The organism is Microcystis sp. LEGE 08355, assembly GCF_015207185.1.
Taxonomy (GTDB): Bacteria; Cyanobacteriota; Cyanobacteriia; order Cyanobacteriales; family Microcystaceae; genus Microcystis; species Microcystis panniformis.
On the sequence record NZ_JADEXI010000410.1, the window covers coordinates 1 to 4,209 of the forward strand.

Annotated in this window: 5 protein-coding genes; 2 read left to right on the forward strand and 3 right to left on the reverse strand. The window is 45.1% G+C overall.

Features of this window, described 5'->3' with window-relative positions; genetic code table 11:
* Nucleotides 1–47: 47 nt before the first annotated feature.
* The 3 genes from hetL to IQ242_RS18070 all read right to left on the reverse strand — a co-directional run bounded on the left by hetL (nucleotide 48) and on the right by IQ242_RS18070 (nucleotide 2,334).
* On the reverse strand, nucleotides 48–710 hold the full coding sequence (hetL, locus tag IQ242_RS18060) for a heterocyst differentiation pentapeptide repeat protein HetL (RefSeq protein ID WP_193960926.1): 663 nt from the start codon (nucleotides 708–710) through the stop codon (nucleotides 48–50).
* 53 nt (nucleotides 711–763) lie between these two features.
* Nucleotides 764–1,126 carry a helix-turn-helix transcriptional regulator gene (locus IQ242_RS18065; RefSeq protein WP_110578660.1) on the reverse strand — a complete coding sequence of 121 codons (363 nt, stop codon included), beginning with the start codon at nucleotides 1,124–1,126 and terminating at the stop codon, nucleotides 764–766.
* Between the two features lie 197 nt (nucleotides 1,127–1,323).
* Nucleotides 1,324–2,334, reverse strand: a complete 1,011-nt coding sequence (locus IQ242_RS18070; protein ID WP_193960924.1) for a DUF6398 domain-containing protein — start codon at nucleotides 2,332–2,334, stop codon at nucleotides 1,324–1,326.
* A 135-nt stretch (nucleotides 2,335–2,469) separates the two neighbouring features.
* On the opposite strand from IQ242_RS18070, the gene gatA reads away from it, so the two are divergent.
* Nucleotides 2,470–3,921, forward strand: a complete 1,452-nt coding sequence (gene gatA, locus IQ242_RS18075) for an Asp-tRNA(Asn)/Glu-tRNA(Gln) amidotransferase subunit GatA (RefSeq protein ID WP_193960925.1) — start codon at nucleotides 2,470–2,472, stop codon at nucleotides 3,919–3,921.
* Nucleotides 3,922–4,126: 205 nt separating this feature from the next.
* Nucleotides 4,127–4,209: DUF2887 domain-containing protein (locus tag IQ242_RS18080; protein ID WP_155120508.1), on the forward strand; the 83-nt coding region annotated here is incomplete at its 3' end.

Genomic DNA, 4,209 nt, shown 5'->3' on the forward strand with positions numbered 1-4,209 from the left:
TCTTTTCACTGCTTACTGTTTACTGATTACTGAAAAAGCTTCCCAGATTAAAACAAAGTCCCAGTTAAATCAGCACCGGTTAAGTCCACATCTTCTAAAATTGCCCCGCGCAAATCTGCATAACTGAGATCCGCACCCCGGAAACTGGCCCGGGTGAGATCGGTAATAAATCCGTCTCTTTCGGGACTGGCACGAAAATTAACCCGGCAAAGTCGGCAATCGGCGAAATTAGCTCGATATAACAGGGAGCCGCTCAGATTGGCATAGTTGAGATCGGCTCCGCGAAAGTTAGTTTTGCCTAAGTCCGTGCGCTGGTCGGAAGTGGAGCGAAAATCCGCATCGATTAATAGGGCCTGCTGGAGATTAGCACTGTTGAGATTAACACCGTTTAAGACGGCTTTGGTTAAATAAGTGGCTTCTAAATTGGCTTCGATCAGATTAGCTCCGCTTAAGTCCGCATCGCGTAAACAAGCTCGATAAAAGTCCACTTGACTTAAATCTGCTCCCCAGAGAATCGCCTCACTTAAATCCGCTTCTCTCAGCAGCGATCGCGCAAGGCGTATTTTTCCTAACCGCGCCTGTCGCAGATCGGCACGGCAAAAATTGACTCCTGGGAGGACCATATTAGTTAAGTCGCCTTCCCGCAAATTAATCCCCCGAAAATCTCTTTCTCCCTCCCGATAGCGTTGACAAAGTTCTTCTAGGAGCATGGAAGTTTTTTCCATATCATAATTGACGCAAAATGTCAAGGGTTTGGTAATTTTTATTTAGGGAGATGGAAAGCCGGCAGACTCTCGAATTCCAGGACTCGTTGACGCATTTGCTGACTAATGCGATCGCAAACCACCTGACAGAGATCATAGATCACGGGGTCGGTAATTTGATAGTAAACGCTGACTCCTTGGGGTTGCCGCGAGATAATTCCCGCTTGGGTTAAAGCTTTCAGGTGTTTGGAGAGATTGGCCTGACCTAGTCCGGTAGCTTCGGCGATTTCTTTACCATTCATCGCACCTAATTGCAAGCAACTGAGAATCTGTAGGCGACTGACTTCCGACAGGACTTTGAAATAGTCCGCCACCGAAGCGAGGACGACGCTAGAGGTTTGGGGGGAGAAACTGTCTAACATAGGTGGGTAATAAAGTGACCAGTTAAAAAGGCTGACAATAGGTGATCGTTTAAAACTTTATAACTATTGACTACTATAGTTTAACTGGAGAGGTAACTAGAGTCTAGTCGGCAAACTCGATCGAGATTGGGTTATTCAGGAATCTACTGCTGCAAGAGTGCCGTCTAACTCCACCAACAGACTTTTTGCCGCAAACCCTAATTATCACCGAGCATGGTACTGATTAACTGCCGGACTGTAGTGCTAGGATGGTTCTCTAAATTGCTTGGTAAAGCCCATTCTGAGTCAAGATAGGACATCTTCAGTAAATCTCTCACTTGTTTTGATTTAGCTTGTCCTGTACTTTGAGCAACCCCAAAAGCCTGATAAAGTTCTGTGGCCGAAATGTGGGGATTTTGGCTAGGATCGAAGAGAAAATTGACCATTCCTAGGGCGTGAGTAATGCCGGCAGCCCAGGAATTAACCTTACCTTTTTCTAGGGGAGAGGGACGCTTACGAGCTAAAGTTGCGGTTAATTGGCGAATAAGTTGGGCGTATTCTTCATTAAGGTATTGAGCGGCAAATTTATCGGTAATAGCGGTAATTTCTTGATATTTGGCCTGCATTGCATTGGGAACATTTTCCGATTTAGGAACAGCTGGGGGCGTTTTTTTCGATGTTGCTGCCGCTTGCTGTTTGGCGTGCTGTTCAGCATTATATTTTTCTTGAAAAGCTGTTAAACCCTCCTGACTGGTGATATCAAAACCCTGCTGATGCGCTTGTAACAAGAGATTTTTCATAAAACCGCCACTGTTGGGATCGTTCATCAGTTGACTAAATCGATCGCCTAATTGCTCTAAATATTTAATAATAGCCTTAGCCTGAGTTAATTTATATTCTCGTCCCAAAAATCGCCAAAAACTAATTAATTCAGGGATAGCGTCTTCGGTTTCCGTCGGATCGAGGATAGTAATTTTGCGTGGTAAAATCTTTTCCATTAAGATTTGCACATCTGCCTTAGTCATGGTAGCAAGGGTATAACCTTCATAGAGATAGCCCAACTCAATCAAGGTAGCAATCCAACCACCACCTTCTTCTTTTTCTTGATAATAGGCCTCTCCCTCTGGCGAATTGATATATTCTTCGATCGCTCCAGTAATATAATCTTCTAATAAGGGTTCGGCTTCATCGTAGTCTAAATTATCTAATTGTCGGATATTAAAAGTCATAACTCTAGTTTTCCTCCCAGGCTTTCCCTTAATTTTAGGAGATTAGCTGACCGACAGCCAAACTGACGCTAAAATAGTCTTTGCTGTCTGGGGTTGTTGCTTGCTCCTGACGGTGGTTGTAACCGGTAACTGAACATGACTTCGATTCGTCAACTGCATCAACAACTCGTCAATAAAGAAAAAACAGCCGTCGAAATCGCCACAGAATTTCTCGCACGGATTCAAGCGCTCGAACCACAAGTAAAAAGCTTTCTCCATTTAACCCCGGATTTAGCCCTCGCACAAGCCCAAAAAGTGGACGAGAAAATCGCCAGAGGTGAATCTCTGCATCCCTTGGCAGGTATTCCCATCGCATTAAAAGATAATCTCTGCACCAAGGGTATCCCCACCACCTGCGCTTCTCGGATTTTAGAGAATTTTGTCCCCCCCTACGAGTCCACCGTTACCCAAAAATTACGGGATTTAGGGGCAGTTATCGTCGGTAAAACCAATTTAGACGAGTTTGCTATGGGTAGTTCCACAGAAAACTCTGGTTATCACGTTACTGCTAATCCTTGGGATTTATCCCGGGTGCCGGGGGGATCTTCGGGGGGTTCAGCTGCGGCTGTGGCCGCTCAAGAATGCGTGATTGCCCTAGGATCGGATACTGGGGGGTCAATCCGTCAACCGGCTTCGTTTTGTGGCGTTGTTGGGCTAAAACCGACCTATGGCTTGGTTTCTCGCTTTGGTTTGGTGGCTTACGCTTCTTCTCTCGATCAGATCGGTCCCTTTGGTCGTACCGTAGAAGATGCGGCGATTTTATTACAAGCGATCGCAGGTTACGATCCCCAAGATTCTACCAGTCTCAATGTGCCGATTCCCGACTATAGCCAATTCCTGAAAACCAGTTTAAAAGGGTTAAAAATTGGCGTAATTAAGGAAACTTTTGGGGAAGGTTTGGATCAGGTCGTTGCCGAGGCAGTTAATCAAGCTTTAGAGCAGTTAAAGGCCCTGGGTGCCACGATTAAAGAGATTTCCTGTCCCCGTTTCCGTTACGGATTGCCCACCTACTACATTATCGCTCCCTCGGAGGCATCGGCGAATTTAGCCCGCTACGATGGGGTTAAATACGGTATTCGGGAAGATGCCGATAGTTTAATTGATATGTACACTAAGACTCGCGCTCAGGGTTTTGGTGCGGAAGTTAAGCGCCGGATTATGTTGGGAACCTATACCCTCTCGGCGGGTTATTATGATGCTTATTACCTCAAAGCACAAAAGGTAAGGACTTTGATCAAAGAGGATTTCGATCGAGCTTTTCAATCGGTAGATGTGTTAGTTTCTCCCACTTCACCGACCACAGCCTTTAAAGCCGGGGAAAAAACGGCGGACCCTCTGAGTATGTATTTATCGGATTTAATGACTATTCCCGTCAATTTAGCCGGTTTACCTGGGTTAAGTCTTCCCTGCGGTTTTGATGGGCAAGGTTTACCGATCGGTTTACAATTAGTCGGTAATGTGTTGCGCGAAGATCAATTATTTCATGTCGCCCACGCCTACGAACAGGCCACCGATTGGCACAAACGTCAACCATCTTTTACAAATTGATACAATTGCCGGTGGCTATCTTTTGCCGGTAGCCATCAAGTAAAAATCGGCAACCCTGAAAATCTCTCAAGCTTTCTTTTAATTGGGGACAAGTTACCGAAAAAGCTTTTACTTTGTCATCCCAATTGCTCAAAAACAGGAGCTTCCGGAAGAACACAATAAAAAACTGCTGCTAAACTAGAGGCCTCTTTTTGAGTTTAATTGCGTGAAAACTGACAGTATTTTCTATCAACTCTTACAAAGATTTCCCGCTTGTTTCTTTGATTTGTTGAACCTTCCCCCCGAAAT

Excerpts from the sequence above, each read along its gene's own strand:
- gatA (WP_193960925.1), top strand. The coding sequence starts at position 2,470 with ATGACTTCGATTCGTCAACTGCATCAACAACTCGTCAATAAAGAAAAA.
- hetL (WP_193960926.1), bottom strand. The coding sequence starts at position 710 with ATGCTCCTAGAAGAACTTTGTCAACGCTATCGGGAGGGAGAAAGAGAT.
- IQ242_RS18070 (WP_193960924.1), bottom strand. The coding sequence starts at position 2,334 with ATGACTTTTAATATCCGACAATTAGATAATTTAGACTACGATGAAGCC.
- IQ242_RS18065 (WP_110578660.1), bottom strand. The coding sequence starts at position 1,126 with ATGTTAGACAGTTTCTCCCCCCAAACCTCTAGCGTCGTCCTCGCTTCG.